The following is a 14,854-nucleotide window of genomic DNA, read 5'->3' on the forward strand; positions in this document are numbered from 1 at the left end:
TTGCCTGCCGGCACCGTGCCCGCCGCGTCGAACGCGTGACGCAGTTCGCCCTTGAGCCAGTCGACGATGTGCGGTCCGCGCGCTTGCCAGAACGCGTCGAAGCCGGAGCCGGCGTTGCCGATGCGAATATCGTCCTTCATGATGCTGTCCTCCTGGAAATAACGGGTGATCGTCGTGACGACGCTCGATTCCTCTGCCACGCTCGTCGGGCCGCCGAACGTCCTGACCGCGCCCGGCCCGGCGATGCGCACGACGATGCGCGCCAGCGCATTGAGCGCGCCGCACTCGACGTAGCGGGCGATGCCGTCCGCGCGCGCGGCGCGAATCGCGTCCGCGAAGCGCACCGGCATCACGAAATGCGACGCGAGCCGCATGCCGGGATCGTCGGCGCCGCTATAGCGGCGGCCGAGGATCGGCGAATACACCGGAATCGCGAGTGCGCCGGGTCGATAGGCGGCAAGCCGCGCGGCGAACTGCGCGCGCGCGCCGGCCAGGTCGGGGTGATGAAAGCCATACGGAGACCGGAGCGTCTGTGCGGTCACGCCGCGCGCCGCGCAGGCCGCGACGAAACCTTCCAGCGCGTCGCGCGGGCCAGACACGACGGTCTGCGACGCGTGGTTCTCGACCGCGATGCAGACGTTGCGCACCCCGTACGTGATCGCGCTCGCGTCGATCAGCGCGAGTGTCGCGTCGGCGCCGGCCGAAATCGCGGCCATCATGCCGTCGGCCGGCGCCGCGGCCTGCAACGACGCAATCCGGTCGCACACGATGCGCGCGCCCTGCTCGATCGAATAGACGCCGCCGCACACCAGCGCCGCGATTTCGCCGAAGCTGTGTCCGATCAGCAGGTCGGGGACGACGCCGCGTTCGCGCAGCACGCCGAACATCCCGACCGATGCGCCGAAGATCCCGAGCTGCAACAAGTCGGGCGCCTCGCGCAGCCACGTATCGAGCCCCGCATCGTCGCGCCACAGCGCGCCGGTCAGCGGCTGGCCGAGCCGCTCGCTCGCGACCGCGTCGATCGCGTCGAGCGTCTGCCGCACGCCGCGGTGTTCTCGCCCGAGTTGCCGCAACGCGCCCGCATAGAACGCCCCTTGTCCCGGGAACAGGAACGCGCAGCCGCACGCTTGCGCGTCGCCCACGTTCGGCCCGGTACCGTTCAACTCGCGTCGTTCCATAATCCCAACCTCCCAAGGCTCTCGGCCAGCTTCAGTCTCGCGGTCCGCCACCTCGACACCGCGAGCACGCGCTGCCGGCGCGCATCCGCGAGCGCCGACTGCGCATTCAGCAGTTCCGTGAACGTGCCGACCCCGGCCTTGTAGCGGCCGCGGGCGATGTCGAGCGAATGCAGCGCGGTGTCGAGCAGATGCTGCGAGTTGTCGAGGTTCGTCGTGTCGGTTTGCAAGCTCTGGTAGCTCTTCCACACGTCGAGCGACACCTTGAGTTCGGTACTGCGCACATCGGCTTCCTGCGCATCGGCCTGTGCCTTCGCCTGCGCGATGCGATACCCGGATGCGAATCCCTCGAACAGCGGAATCGAAACCTGGATGCCGATCGAGTTGCTGTGACTGCTCTGCAACTGGAACAGCGACGGCTGCTGCTGGTACGACGGGTTGTTGCGCGAGAGGCTGCCCATCAGCGAAATCGTCGGCAGCGACTGGGCGCGCACCGCGCGGATCTGGTCGCGCGCCGCTTCGAGCCGCTCGCGGGCGGCGATCAGTTTCGGGTGATCGCGCTTCGCTTCGGCGATCAGGTTCGCGACGCCGCGCGTGAAATCGTCGCGATCGGGCGACGGTTCCGCGTCGGCGATCCGCAGCGGCGTGTCGGCGTCCGCGCCGAGCGTCGTCGCGAGCGTGCCGATCGCGTTCTGCAGGTCGCCCTCCGCGCTCACGCGGTCGAGCAGCGCCTTGCGATAGGTCGTCTGCGCCTGCAACGCGTCGCCGAGCGTGCCGGCGCCGCCGTCATGCCGCGCGCTTGCTTCGGCCAGGCTCTCCTGCGCCGCATGTTCGACCGCCTGGGCGGCCTCGAGCGCCGCCTGCGCATCGCGCAGCGCATAGAACGCCTGCGCCGCGTCGAAGAAGACGCTCTGCAACGCGTCGTCGTGCGCCGCGTTGGCCGCGCGCAGCAACGCGCGCGCACGGTCGAGGTTCGCGCCGCGCTTGCCGAAATCGAACAGCACCCAGCTCAGGTTGAGCATGCCGTAACGGCTGGTGCTGCGCTGATCGCCGGAGAATCCGCCCGTATAGGTCGTGTTCACGTTGTCGCGCTGGATCCCGGCCGTCGCGTTCAGCGTCGGCAGGTACGCGGCCTTCGACACGCCGACCTCGGCCGTCGCCGCGCGTGCATCCGCCCACGTGCGGCTCAGTTGCGGATGGGAGCAGATCGCGAGCAGGATCGCGTCCTCCAGCGCGAGCGGCCGGTCGTCGAGGCGCCGTGCGCCGCACGCGGTGGCCGATGCCATCGACCCGGCCTGCGTCGCCGCGACGTCGTCGCGCGTGCGATAGACGTCGAGCATCTGCGCGCTCGCGGGCAGCGCGGCGGCCAGCGCAACGGCGGTCAGCACGACGGCGAATGATCGCTTCATCATCTAGCGCCCCGCCACCGGCTCTACCGGCCCGGCATCGTGCGGTGCCGGCCGGGACGCGGCCGGCACGCCGGCATGCGACTTCGCCGCGACCGCCGCGCGCATCGCCGCGGTCGACTGATCGAGCACGACCTTCCCGCCTTGCAGCATGATGACGCGCTGCGCGGACGCGATCGTCTCCGGCCGGTGCGCGACGATGAGCCGCGTCATCGCGAGCTGCGTGACGGCCGCATTGACCTGCATCTCGCGCTGAATGTCGAGATGGCTCGTCGCTTCGTCGAGCACCAGGATGCGCGGCCGCTTGTACAGCGCGCGCGCCAGCAGCACGCGCTGCTTCTGGCCGCCGGACAGCACGGTGCCCATGTCGCCGACGAGCGTGTTGTAGCCCATCGGCATCGCCGCGATGTCGTCGTGCACGGCCGCGATGCGCGCGCACTCGGCGACCCAGTCCGGGTCCGCTTCCGGATCGAAGAAGCTGATGTTCTCCGCGATCGACCCCGCGAACAGCACGTCGTCCTGCAGCACCGTGCCGACCAGCGCGCGCAGCCGCTCGATGCCGAGCCTGGCCACGTCGAGCCCGCCGATGCGCACGGCGCCGCCCGTCGGCTCGTGAATCCCGAGCAGCACGCTGATCAGCGTCGTCTTTCCGCAACCGGACTGCCCGACGATCGCGACCGATTCGCCGGCCGCGATCGTCGCATTGACGCCGTCCAGCACCAGCGGCTCGCCGTCCGCATAGCGGAACGACAGCCCGTCGATCTCGATGCTCGCGTCGAGCGTGTCCGCCTCGCCCGGCACGCTGCGCAGGCTCGCGTCGGGTTCCGCTTCCGCGAACACGATGTCGGCCAGCCGCTCGCCCTGCAACTGCAGCATCTTGACCTCGAAATACTTGTCGATCAGGCTGCCGACCCGGCTGTCGAACTGACTCTTGTACGCGTTGAACGCCATCAGCACGCCGACCGTGAACTGGCCGTCCATCACCATCCGCGCGCCGAGCCAGATGACCAGCACGTTCTCGATGCCGAACAGCAGCCCGTTGAGCTGCTGATAGAAGATCTGCAGCTTCTGCACGTGCAGGCTCGCGTTCACTTGCTCGACCAGCAGCGTGATCCAGCTCGCGCGCCGCTCCGTCTGGCGGTTGAACAGCTTGATCGTCTTCACGCCGCGCACCGTCTCGAGGAAATGGCTCTGCTGCTTGGCCGCGTGCACGATCTGGTCCTCCGTCGCGCGCCGCAACGGGCCGTACCACATCCATCGGACAAGCGCGTACAGCGCCATCGTCGCCAGCGCGACGAAGCCGAGCGTGCGGCTGTAGACGAACATCATCGCCAGCGTGACGAGCGTCATCAGCCCGTCGATCACCGCGCCGAGAAACGACGTGGTCAGCGTCTGCTGGATCGTGTCGATCGAGCCGAAGCGAGACACGACGTCGCCGAGATGGCGGCGTTCGTAATAGCGCACCGGCAGGCTCAGCAGATGCGTGAACACGTTCGCGCGCCACTGGATGTTGAGCGTCACGCCGACATACATCAGCGCCCACGCGCGAATCGCGCCGGTCGCCTGCTGCATCAGCAGCAACAGGCCGAAGCCGAGCGCGAGCACCGTCAGCAGGTCTCGATCGGCGCTGACGATCACTTCGTCGATCACCCATTGCAGGAAGAACGGCTGCACGAGCATGAAGACTTCGAGCGCGATCGCCAGCACCAGGATCTGCGCGAGCGAGCGCGACAACCCCGACACCGGGCCCAGCAGTTCGCGCAGCCTGACCGCCGGCCGCGCCGCGCGCGGCGCGAAGCCGGCGTTCGGCCACAGCTCCAGCGCGACGCCGGTGAACGCGCGCGAGACATCGGCGAGCGATACCTTGCGAATACCGTGCGACGGATCGTGGATCGTCGCGGTCTTGCCGTTCACTTCCTTCAGCACGACGAAGTGGTTGAAATTCCAGTGCAGCAGGCACGGCAGGCGCAACTGGCCGAGCTGCGCCAGGTCGAGCTTCACCGCGCGCGTGCCGAGCGACAGGCGCTGCGCGATCTCGATCACGCGCCCGAGGCCCGCGCCTTTCAGCGAAACGGGGAACTGCGCGCGCAGCGTCGCGAGATCCACGTGATGGCCGTGATAACCGGCCACCATCGCGAGACATGCGATGCCGCATTCGGCCGCTTCGGTCTGCAGGACCATCGGCAGCTTGCGGCCGAGGCCGAACGAGAGTCGATCGAGTAATCGCATGCGTGCGCCCGTCAGAGTTTGCCGGTCAGGCTGTAAAGCGGCTCGAGCACCCATTCGTACAGGCGCCGGCGTTCCTGCAGGATGTCCGCCTGCAACGTCATGCCGGCCTGCAGCGGTTGCTGCGCGCCGTATGCGGTGACGTGCTGCGCGTCGAGCGCGACGATCACACGGTAGAACGTCGCGTCGCGCCCCTCGCCCGGGGTCGCCGCCGGGCCGCCGTCGTTCGCGAGTTCGGCCGCCGACAGCGCCGTGCGCGCGATCGACACGACCGTGGCCCCGTACTGGCCGAATTTCTGATAGGGGAATGCCTGATAGCGGACCAGCACCGGCTCGCCGGCCCGCACGAAGCCGATCGCCGTGCTCGGCACGAACAGGTGCGCCTGCCAGCGCGCGCCGCCCGGCACGACACTCGCGAGCGGCCGCGACGTATCGACCGACTGGCCGACGTCCGCGATCGCGGCCGTGACGATGCCCGCCTCCGGCGCGGTGACGACGATCCGGCGCTTCGCCTCGCTTTCGATCAGGTTCTGGTCGACGTCGATCACGTTGCGGTCGATCTGCGCGAGCTGGTTCTGCTGCTTGAAGCCGAGCCCCGACAGTTCGTTGCTCGCCTCGGTGAGCGACTGAAGCGTCGATGCACGGTCGCGCAGCAACCCGTTCAGCTTCGACTGCTGGTCGAGCAGGTCGGCCTCGCGCTGCTGCGCCTGGTCCTTCGAGATGTAATCCTGCGCGAGCAGGCGGCGATAGCGCGTGGCGCCGTCGGCCGCGATCGACGTGCGCAGCCGCTGGGCCGCGAGCTGGTCGTCGATTTGCGCGAGCGCGCCTTTCAGGTTGGCGATCTTCGCGCGCAGCGTGTCGCGCTCGTCCTGCTGCAGGCTGCGGGTCTTGTCCATTTCCGCGAGCAGGGATGCCTTGCGCTGCCGCGCCTGCGCGATCAACGCGGCCTGCGTCGCACCTTGCGCCGCGCTTTGCAAGTCGGTCGACACCGTGTAGAGCGTCTGCCCGCGCGTCACGCGCTGCCCTTCCTTCACGTCGCGCTCGACGACGATGCCCGGCTGCAATGCATAGACCTTGACCAGGCCCGCATCCGGCATCACCACACCGGAGACCGTCGTGCGCCGCGTATACGTACCGAACGTGAAGAACAGCACCACGCAGGTGGCCATGACCATCGCGGCGACCGTCAGCAGCGTCATGGACAGAGGGCGCACCAGCACGATGTCGCCCAGCACCCGCATGCGCCGAGCCTGTGCCGCTTCAGAACGAAAAAGACCGAACTCCATTTTCACCAACGTGTCGCCCAATATCGGTATCGGCGTCCATTCCGCTTCCACGCGTCGGAACAGGCAAAAGCGATCCGGTATACATGGAAGACCCGTGCATACCGGATCGTCAGTTCCATCATCGGGAGACGCGGCCGCTACCGCGTCGCCTCAATGCAGGCAACTCAGTACTGCGGGCCGCCGAACAGGCCATCCAGCAGGTTCACCGCGGCGGTCGTGATCGTCTCGCCGATGTTGTATGCCTGCTTGACCGGTGCGGCGAAGATGCCGAACGTCAGCGCATTGCCGATGCTCTCCGCGGTGCTGCCGCCCCATTCGATGATGTTGCCCAACGCCGACGGGATGCCCGGGCCGCTGTAGTAGCCGCCGGAAACTTGTGCGATTTCCTGTTGATTCAGTTCTTGCATTGCATTTCTCCAGTTTCAAATTGCTAGATAATCCATCTAGCGGGGCATCGAACAACGCCGCGATTGCGACGCAGATCAACACGTTAAATAGATTTAAACTTTCGAACGACTCGACATATCGACCAATCCGAATTAAACCCTTGCATCAATCCTGCTCAAACGGCGCATAAAATCCCGGCGGCCGAGATCAATCGGTCGACCTTTCACCGTAATCGGCAACCGGACGGTAATTCATCGGCGCTATACGAGCACTCCTCGTCCCGTCCGGCATCCGTCTGAAAGACGTCGAGTAACGGACGTACAGGTGCCCCCGTGCATGGATGTCGCGGCACCCGCACGTCATGGAGTACGAAATTTCAACGAGAACGACTGCCCGACCGAGGATCGACCGAGAATAATCGCGCACTAAATGCCGCTCACCTAATCAACGAAATGTCATTGAATGGCGGGTCGGCATCAGATTTCACCGCAGGTTTTTTTACAGCACTGAATCCGACGGGCCAATGATCCGTCACTTTGCCGGCGCTCTTTGTACGATACCGCACCATCGGGCAAACCCGATATTTTGCGGATATTTGCTCTTTTTTATTGATAATTCCGAGCTTGCCTGCTGCGATTGAATGCCCTCAGTTGATTCTGGAAAGCTCGTGTCTCCACGGTCGATCCGTCGCTCCCTTACAAGCATCGAGCCGTCGGCCGGATAAACCCGGCCACCCGCGCCCGCGGCGGTGCGCCGCCCGCTTCGACGAAGCAGCCACCGGCAGCGGCTGTGTTTGGGCCGGTCCCGGCAAGCCTGTCGCCGGCCTCGATATCCGTCACACGATCAGTCCGGCAGCGGCTGGCACGACCAGGATTACCCGCTATCGGGTCACGATCAACACCGCATCACAATATCTGACGGCATCACGTTCAAAATTTCGCTACGCGGCGGGCGTCTTCCAAAATCTCAATGCGAATTCGAAGGCATCGCCATCAAAAAACTAAAATATCTCAATCATTATTCCCGCTCGCAAATTCAGTACCAAATGACAACAATAAAAACCGACGTTTAATAAATCAGGTTTCCGAGGTTGCTTTCACTCCGCTCCACCTCGCTCATTCCTCTCGATCCACGTCGAGCCGCGTCCCGCGCTGCGCTGAGCGTCACGAGACGCCCCGCAGTCATCCACCGCCGATGCAATGCCGGCGAGGCCTCCGATGAAGCCGGCAAGATCATTTCAAATCCATCACCAAATCATGACTTGATTAACGATAGCGATATGAAAATTTAATCCAAACGGAAATATCTTGTAATTATAAAAACCACCCTCTAGCATGCCTCTGCTGTTCGCGACATGTCTTGTATGGAAGTCTTCACTTGATTCATTCCTCGAACAAACCCATTCATAATCTGGGGAATTACATGAAGAAACTGTCTCGACTGCTGCCCGTCACCGCGATTACCGTCGCGAGTCTCAGCGTTTTTGCCCAGGCCGGCGACCCGTCGGCCGCGGTCGACAAAGCGCTGCAACTGATCCAGCAGAACCCGTCCGCCTTCAGCCTCGCCACCGGCGGCACGGCACGCACGTTGAAGTTCGCGGGGCCGCAGGCGAACGCGCCGGCGGACGGCGATCAGTTCCAGGTACGCGACGTGATCGTCGATCCCGACGGCACCGAGCACGTGCGCTTCGACCGCTTCCACGCGGGCCTGCCCGTGATAGGCGGCGACGTTGTCGTCCATTCGCGCAACGGGCAGTTGAAGCAAGCGAGCCTGACCCAGCCCGCGCCGATCAATCTCGCCGCCACGATCGGCAAGGTCGGAAACCGCGCGGTGGTACGCAACGCACCCGATGTTGGCGCGTCCAGGGCCACGCGCATCGCGGCCGCGCGTTTCAACTCGGACGTACGCCGCGTCGATGACGCGGAACTCGTCGTGTTCGCGCGCGACGTCGCGCCGGTTCTGGCCTACGCGGTGCGCGTATACGGCAAGGCCAGCGAAGCGCACGGCGATGCGGTGCTGTACTACGTCGACGCACGCACCGGCACCGTGCTCGACGCGCAAGACCTGATCAAGACCGCCGCCGCGACCGGCACCGGCCGCTCGCTGTACTACGGCAACCTGACGCTCACCACGGACCAGACCGGCACGAACGCGTACCGGATGCTCGATCCGGGCCGCGGCAGCGGATCCGTCTACGATGGCCGCGGGCTGAGCTCGGACGATGTCGAGCAAGCGACCGACCTGCCGATCTTCACGAGCAGCACGAACGTGTGGGGCAACAACACGACGACCGACCGGCAGACGGTCGCCGCGGACATCGACTACGGGCTCGCGTTGACGTGGGACTACTACAAGACCACGCACAACCGCAACGGCATCTTCAACGACGGCCGCGGCGTGAAGAGCTACGCTCACGTGGTCTTCAACACCGGCAGCGGCACGACCGGCGCGAACGCGGCCTGGCTGTCGTCGCACGTGATGGTGTATGGCGACGGCGATCCGGGCACTCGCCTGCCGAAACCGGTCGTTTCAGTCGACGTCGCCGGACACGAGATGAGTCACGGCGTGACCGAAGCCACCGCCAACCTGAACTATTCGGGTGACGCGGGCGGCCTGAACGAATCGACGTCCGACATTTTCGGCACGCTCGTGAAGTACTACGCGAACAACCCGAACGATCCCGGCAACTACGTGATCGGCGCGCGCGTGGTGAGCGGCGGCCTGCGCAAGATGTACAAGCAGGATCTCGACGGCCGGTCGTTCAGCTGTTACCCGTCCGGCGGCTTCTCGTGGTCGAATCCGCGCCACGATCCGCATTTCACGTCGGGCGTCGGCAACCGCTTCTTCTACCTGCTGTCGGAAGGCCCGTCGGTGCCGTCGACCGACACCGGCCTGTCGAAGGCGCAACTGGTCTGCAACGGCGACACGACCTTCAGCGGCCTCGGCCGCGAGAAGGCCGGCAAGATCTGGTACCGCACGCTGACCGTGTACCTGAACGCCAACTCGAGCTACCCGAACGCGCGACGGGCGTCGATCCAGGCGGCGAACGACCTGTATGGCGCGAACTCGGCCGAAAGCGCAACGGTCGCGCGGGCCTGGAGCGCGGTCGGGGTGAATTGACGGTGCGTGCGTGAACCCGTCGAACGTCGGGCGATCGCACAGCCGTCCTTCGGTCCTTCGCATCGAAGGCCGGCCGGACGCGGTCACGCGACGTTCACGCGAACGACGGGGACCGTTGCCGGTCAACCGCCTGCGATTCTCGGGCGGTTGACCGGCGGATCATTGCAGAGGCGTCGACGCGGCACCGTGACCGAAGCATCCGCCCAAGCAGACGACACGTTCGTTCAACCCATTGCGCTGCCCCGCCGGCCCGCCGCCCGGCATCGTCCGGGTTCATGCCATGCTGGCGATACGCCGGCAACGCGCTATATTCTCGTCCGAGCAGGACGACGCGCTCGCCTCCGCGGAAGACGCCCGTCCGGCCATCGCCGCATGCTCCGACGTGCTTCCTCACCCAGCGAGAACGAAAAAATGGACCACGCGCAGTACTTCAGCCAAAGCTCGATCCAGGCCGCGAATCTTCGCCTGCACTATCTGTCGCAGTTGCTGCGCGAGCAGACCGGCTCGATCGTCCAGTACGGCATCCTTCGCGGGTTTCCGATCGGCTTCAGTCACTGGGCGGAAGTCGCGGTCGGCGGCTACCTGCTCGGCACCTATGAAATTGCCGTCTGCGCGATCCTCGAGGCGCTCGGGTCACCCGACAAGGTGCTGGTCGATCTCGGGGCCGCCGACGGGATCTTCGGCATCGGCCTGGTCCGGAACGACGTCTTTGCCCGCAGCCTGTGCTTCGAGATGGACGAGCAGCGCCGCCAGGCCATCCAGCACCGCGCCGCGGAGATGGGGCTGGCGGATCGCGTCGCGGTCTACGGCAAGGCCGATCGCGACCTGCCGGCGATCCTGTCGGAGCACGGCGGCGCGCCGGCCGAGCGCGTCATCCTGTGCGATATCGAAGGCGCGGAATTCGACCTGTTCGACGACACGCTGCTGGAACAGCTCTCAGGCAGCCACGTGATCATCGAGATCCACGATTTCCTGCTGTCCGACCCGGAGCAGGCCGCCCGCGCATTCGACGAATTGAGCCAGCGCGCGAGCCAGCATTTCCACGTGTACGAGATCCGCGACGGATTGCGGGACATTCGCAATATCCCGCTGCTGCGCCACTGGTCGGACTGGGACGCCTGGCTGATGTGCGTCGAGGCGCGCTACCGGATGATGCGATGGCTCTGGCTCGAACCGAAAAGCCAGCCGCCGCGCGCCACGCAGGACATCGATCGCCTGATCCTCGACTACCAGCGCCGGATCTTCGCCGCCTGACGCATCCGCGCCGGCACGTATCGGCCTACTGCATGCCTGGCAGCCGCGGCATCACGCGTGTCGCACGACGATATCCCACGCGGTATGGCATGCCTGCCCCGGCAACGTGAGCGCGCTCAACACGATGCGGTCGCCCGGTTGCGTCGAGACGCTGATCTTGTACGGCGCCTGCAGCGAGACGCTTTCGCCGTTGCGCGCCACATGCGCCCGGGGCGCCGACGGCTGGCCGCTCAGGTGCGACAGCCCGATGTCCAGCACCGTCCGTTCGCGCGTCACCTCGAATTCGACCGTGTGCGACGCCCATGCATTGAGCGCACTGCCCTGCGGGTGCCGGAACGACGCTCCCGCGGCGAGACGCGGGACATCCGGCAGCACGTCCTCGTGCGCGGCCACGAGCACCAGCCCGTTGGCGGCGAGGCGTTCGAGCGGAAGCGCGTCGAGGGCGGCCGGCTGTTCCCGCATGCCGGGTTCGGGCGGCAACGCGAACGCCTGGCCGAGCGCGATCGCCTGCTCGGCATCGCGAGACAGATATCGCCAGTGATTGAGGAAGCGCACGTCGCCCGTCATGTGCAGGCCGCGGATCGGCTTGCCCAGATGCTCGAGCAGGATTTGCACGGCATCGAAATCGTGCCGCTCGTGAAGCCCCCATTTCGTGACGAAATTCTGTTCGCAGCCGACCAGGCGAACCTGCCCCAGCCCGCCCCACAGATGCAGGAACGTCGTATCGAGCCCGTGGATCCCGGCGAAGTCCAGGCCGATGCGTCCAGCCTGCTCGCGGACATACTGCGCAAACCGCGCCCACGGCGCTCGGCCGCCCACGACGAGCCCCGCCTGCAACGGATGCCCGACCCGATCGAGTACGTCCTGGACGCATTGACGGACCAGCGCGTCCCGCCGCTCGCCGATGATCGGCGACATCACGAACGCGCAGAAGTGGGCGTCGGGCGCGACGTGCAGCAGATCGTGATCGGTCGCGACGTCGAAGATATCGAATCGCGGCCCCGGGAACCAGATATCGGCGTCGTAGAGCGCGAGCGTCTGCAGTTCGGGATCGGCGTCGAAGACTGCGGCCGCGGAGATGTAGCGATCCCACGAAAGGTCGCCGACGCCTGCCCCGGCATAGACTTCGATACCGTTGTCGCGCAGCCGCTGCTGCTTGTCGGCGGACAAGCCGTAGCCGATGACGCCGATGCGCCCGCGGTAGTCCGTCGCGCGCAGCGAGACGATGAACGGAATGACCATCTCGTACCAGGCTTGCCGGTTGTCGTCGATCGCGAAGGCGACGAGATGGCGGCGGCTGGTCTCGTTGTTATCGGACGTGTTCATGCGTGTGGTGGCGAAAAGGTGGCGCGTATCGAGTCAGTCCGGCTGCAGGTTCTTGCGCGCGAGACCGGGTGCCGGGCAGCAATCGAATATTCGTTATCGTCATACGATATCGCGGCGAATCCATTTCAGCGGCTTCGTATCGACGCATCCGTTCGCTCGACAAGCGATGTCCGATTGTAATGAAGAACGACGGATTCCTGAAGACGCACGCCGGTGCGTCGTACCCGGCCCGATTGCCCGACGATCACGATCGCGCCGGCGCCCGATGCGGGATGAAAATGCCGCGGCGCCGGGCATTTGTTAAATAGCTTGAATGACCGACAACCGGCCGGCAATTTGCCTTACCATCCGGCCGTCATCCTCGCCGATGCCGCCCACGGTCGACCGGCCGCGGGCGCCGGCCGTGGAGTTTTCCCTCGGCAGCTCGACCGCGTTGCCGATTTCATTCGAACGCCAGGACCGATCATGTTCCAGTCCCCGGGAGATTCATTCGTCAGCGGCTCGTTGCTCGGCCTGTGCGTCGAGGTGCCGCTCGCCGCGCTGGTTTCGCTCGCCATGCACGGCGTCGACTGGAACGGGCAGCGCATCGCGATGCTCATCGCCACGCCCGTGCTGATCGCATGCATCGCGCTGCTCACCCGCCCGGTGGCGCTGAGCACGATCTGGAAGCACAAGCGCTCGCCGTTCGTGCTCGACGACAATGTTCGCGCGTCGATTTACGGCCGGCTCAGCGGGATCGCGATCGGGCTGGTATTCGGCATCATGGTCGCGACGACGTTCTCCTGATTCCGCCGGGCCCGTCGCATCGCCCGTTCACATGAGCAGCGCCCGGCGGCGGCGCGTCACCCCGCCGCAACCACCGAATTGAACGACGTATCCCACAACGGTGCGACGTTGGCCGGCCCGTCGAGTACGCCGATCCGGGTAAACACATCGGCGACCTGTTGATGCTGCGCGACCACGTCGGGCGTCACCGGCAGTAGCGCGAAGTCTTCGCTGCGCTGGTCGAACATCGCGACGAGATCGGCAACCGGCACGCGCGTCTCGCGGTTCTGCGCGAGCGCATAGTCGCGGAAGCGCCCGTTCGCCCACGCATACGCGTGCCGGAACCGCAGCAGCAGATCGGCGGTGGCCGCGCGCCGGCGCGCATCGTCGAGCACCCGGGGATTCGCGTACACCGGAAAATGTCCCGACAGATAGCCCTTCCCCGTCTTCAGCACGCGCGCGCCGTAGCGATTGCGCGCGAGCTGGCCGTTGTAGCCGTAGATCGCCCACGCGTCGATGTCGCCGCGATCGTACGCCGACAACCCGTCGGTCGGCGACAGGTTGATCGGCTGGATGTCGTCGAAACCGAGGCCGGCCTCCGTCAGCTGGCGATACAGGAAATAGTGCGACGTCGTCGCACGCACATAGCCGACGCGCTTGCCCTTCAGCGCCGCGATGCTGCGGATCGGCGTGTCCTTGCGCGCGAGCGTGACCTGGTTGTTCAGGTCTTCGCGCACCCGCGAAATGAACCGCACATTGGCTTTCTGGCGTGCGGCGAACACCGCGGGGATTTCGCTGCCCGAACCGATATCGAGCGCATCGGCATTGAGCGCCTCGATATGCAGCACGCCGTTGTTCAGCTCGCGCCAGTCGATCCGGTACGGCGTGTCGCCGAGCCCGGCAGCCTGCAGCAGTGCGCGCCAGCCGCCCTTGTAGGTCGCGACGCGCAACGTCGTGCCGGCGAGATCGGTGTTGACGGCCGGCGCCGCGAACACGGACCTCGCGGCCAGGGGTGCCGCCACGGCCGCGGCGCCGGCGAGCAGCAGGCGGCGGCGTGACGCCGAGATTGACGACATCGGGTGCTCCTGTCGATTGATTGGGTTGCCGGAACCGGCGTGTCAATGCAGCGCCGGAAATCCGTGGCGCTCGGCCAGCAGCTCGAGAATGCGGCGCGCGTCGGTGACGAAGCGCACGTCGCCGAGCGTCTGCGCGTCGTCCGGCGCCGGCTGGTCGCGGCCGAGCACGAGGACCGGCAGGCCCTGATGGGCATCGTCGAGCGCGTCGATCACCGCGGCCCGCGGCCGCTCGAACCCGACGCGTTTCACGTCGAGGCGGCCGGCACGATCGGGCGCGCTCGCCAGCAGTCCTTCGATCGACAGTCCATGCGGACAGACGAAGCGTTGGCCCGGATGCTTCGGATCGGCAAAGCCCGGTTCCAGCAGAAACAGTACATCGCGACTCATGTCAATCGGCTCCCATGTTCGTTGATCCACCCGGCCGGGACGCTTGCACCCGTGTGCGCGTCGATTCCCGGCGCATGCCGGCCCGCGACCGGATGCCCGACTCTACCGTCACGCGTCGTGCGGCCCTACCAACGTTTTGCGGAATCGATATGCGGGACCGCATAGCGCATCGGTGCTACGCCGCCTAGCGGGCGTTGCATAAAAACATCGCGGTCGGGGCTGCACATATTACGGATATCGAACGATTTCATCGATCGATATGACATCACGCACGGGTTACCGCTGCCCGCCGTATGCGGTCCAGGCGATGTGTTCGCCGCAGCATGCACGCCGGACGCGATCACGACGGACATGCCGGGCCGGCGACCCTGCACATTACAAATCGACCGCGCGACGATTTACAAACCACGGATCGACCGTTCATCGGCGCGTCTGTCGTCAATAGC

At 65.9% G+C, this 14,854-nt stretch carries 12 protein-coding genes; 4 read left to right on the forward strand and 8 right to left on the reverse strand.

What is annotated here, in order from left to right; genetic code table 11:
- The 5 genes from G3N62_RS18835 to G3N62_RS18855 all read right to left on the reverse strand — a co-directional run.
- Nucleotides 1-1,163: acyltransferase domain-containing protein (locus G3N62_RS18835; RefSeq protein WP_241013144.1), on the reverse strand; the 1,163-nt coding region annotated here is incomplete at its 3' end.
- Nucleotides 1,160-2,587 (reverse strand): TolC family protein, encoded by a 1,428-nt coding sequence (locus tag G3N62_RS18840; RefSeq protein WP_059561069.1) that lies wholly within the window; start codon nt 2,585-2,587, stop codon nt 1,160-1,162. The genes G3N62_RS18835 and G3N62_RS18840, both read right to left, overlap by 4 nt.
- Nucleotides 2,588-4,810, reverse strand: a complete 2,223-nt coding sequence (locus G3N62_RS18845; protein ID WP_124608251.1) for a peptidase domain-containing ABC transporter — start codon at nt 4,808-4,810, stop codon at nt 2,588-2,590.
- A gap of 11 nt (nt 4,811-4,821) precedes the next feature.
- Nucleotides 4,822-6,093 (reverse strand): HlyD family efflux transporter periplasmic adaptor subunit, encoded by a 1,272-nt coding sequence (locus G3N62_RS18850; RefSeq protein ID WP_124669491.1) that lies wholly within the window; start codon nt 6,091-6,093, stop codon nt 4,822-4,824.
- 164 nt (nt 6,094-6,257) lie between these two features.
- Nucleotides 6,258-6,500 carry a hypothetical protein gene (locus G3N62_RS18855; RefSeq protein ID WP_034190058.1) on the reverse strand — a complete coding sequence of 81 codons (243 nt, stop codon included), beginning with the start codon at nt 6,498-6,500 and terminating at the stop codon, nt 6,258-6,260.
- 516 nt (nt 6,501-7,016) lie between these two features.
- Here G3N62_RS18855 and G3N62_RS18860 point away from each other — a divergent pair.
- The 3 genes from G3N62_RS18860 (at nt 7,017) to G3N62_RS18870 (ending at nt 10,854) form a co-directional block, all read left to right on the forward strand.
- A complete protein-coding gene (locus G3N62_RS18860; protein WP_206141280.1) occupies nt 7,017-7,484 on the forward strand; it encodes a hypothetical protein in 468 nt (155 codons plus the stop codon).
- Between the two features lie 418 nt (nt 7,485-7,902).
- Nucleotides 7,903-9,600, forward strand: coding sequence for a M4 family metallopeptidase (locus G3N62_RS18865; protein WP_124669492.1), 1,698 nt, complete (start codon nt 7,903-7,905; stop codon nt 9,598-9,600).
- Between the two features lie 411 nt (nt 9,601-10,011).
- Nucleotides 10,012-10,854: a hypothetical protein gene (locus G3N62_RS18870; protein ID WP_124669493.1), complete on the forward strand. Its 843-nt coding sequence runs from the start codon at nt 10,012-10,014 to the stop codon at nt 10,852-10,854.
- 51 nt (nt 10,855-10,905) lie between these two features.
- Here G3N62_RS18870 and G3N62_RS18875 read toward each other — a convergent pair whose 3' ends face one another.
- Nucleotides 10,906-12,180: a hypothetical protein gene (locus G3N62_RS18875; protein ID WP_124669494.1), complete on the reverse strand. Its 1,275-nt coding sequence runs from the start codon at nt 12,178-12,180 to the stop codon at nt 10,906-10,908.
- A gap of 465 nt (nt 12,181-12,645) precedes the next feature.
- Here G3N62_RS18875 and G3N62_RS18880 point away from each other — a divergent pair, with 465 nt between their 5' ends.
- A complete protein-coding gene (locus G3N62_RS18880; protein WP_034190054.1) occupies nt 12,646-12,966 on the forward strand; it encodes a hypothetical protein in 321 nt (106 codons plus the stop codon).
- Nucleotides 12,967-13,022: 56 nt separating this feature from the next.
- On the opposite strand, the gene G3N62_RS18885 is transcribed toward G3N62_RS18880, so the two are convergent.
- Together G3N62_RS18885 and G3N62_RS18890 are read right to left on the reverse strand one after the other, a co-directional pair.
- Nucleotides 13,023-14,021 (reverse strand): ABC transporter substrate-binding protein, encoded by a 999-nt coding sequence (locus G3N62_RS18885; protein ID WP_124669495.1) that lies wholly within the window; start codon nt 14,019-14,021, stop codon nt 13,023-13,025.
- Between the two features lie 42 nt (nt 14,022-14,063).
- Nucleotides 14,064-14,408: a DUF3088 domain-containing protein gene (locus G3N62_RS18890; RefSeq protein ID WP_034190052.1), complete on the reverse strand. Its 345-nt coding sequence runs from the start codon at nt 14,406-14,408 to the stop codon at nt 14,064-14,066.
- Between the last annotated feature and the right edge of the window lie 446 nt (nt 14,409-14,854).

Origin of the sequence: Burkholderia sp. Tr-20355, from assembly GCF_017104685.1 — a bacterium.
Classification (GTDB): domain Bacteria; phylum Pseudomonadota; class Gammaproteobacteria; order Burkholderiales; family Burkholderiaceae; genus Burkholderia; species Burkholderia seminalis.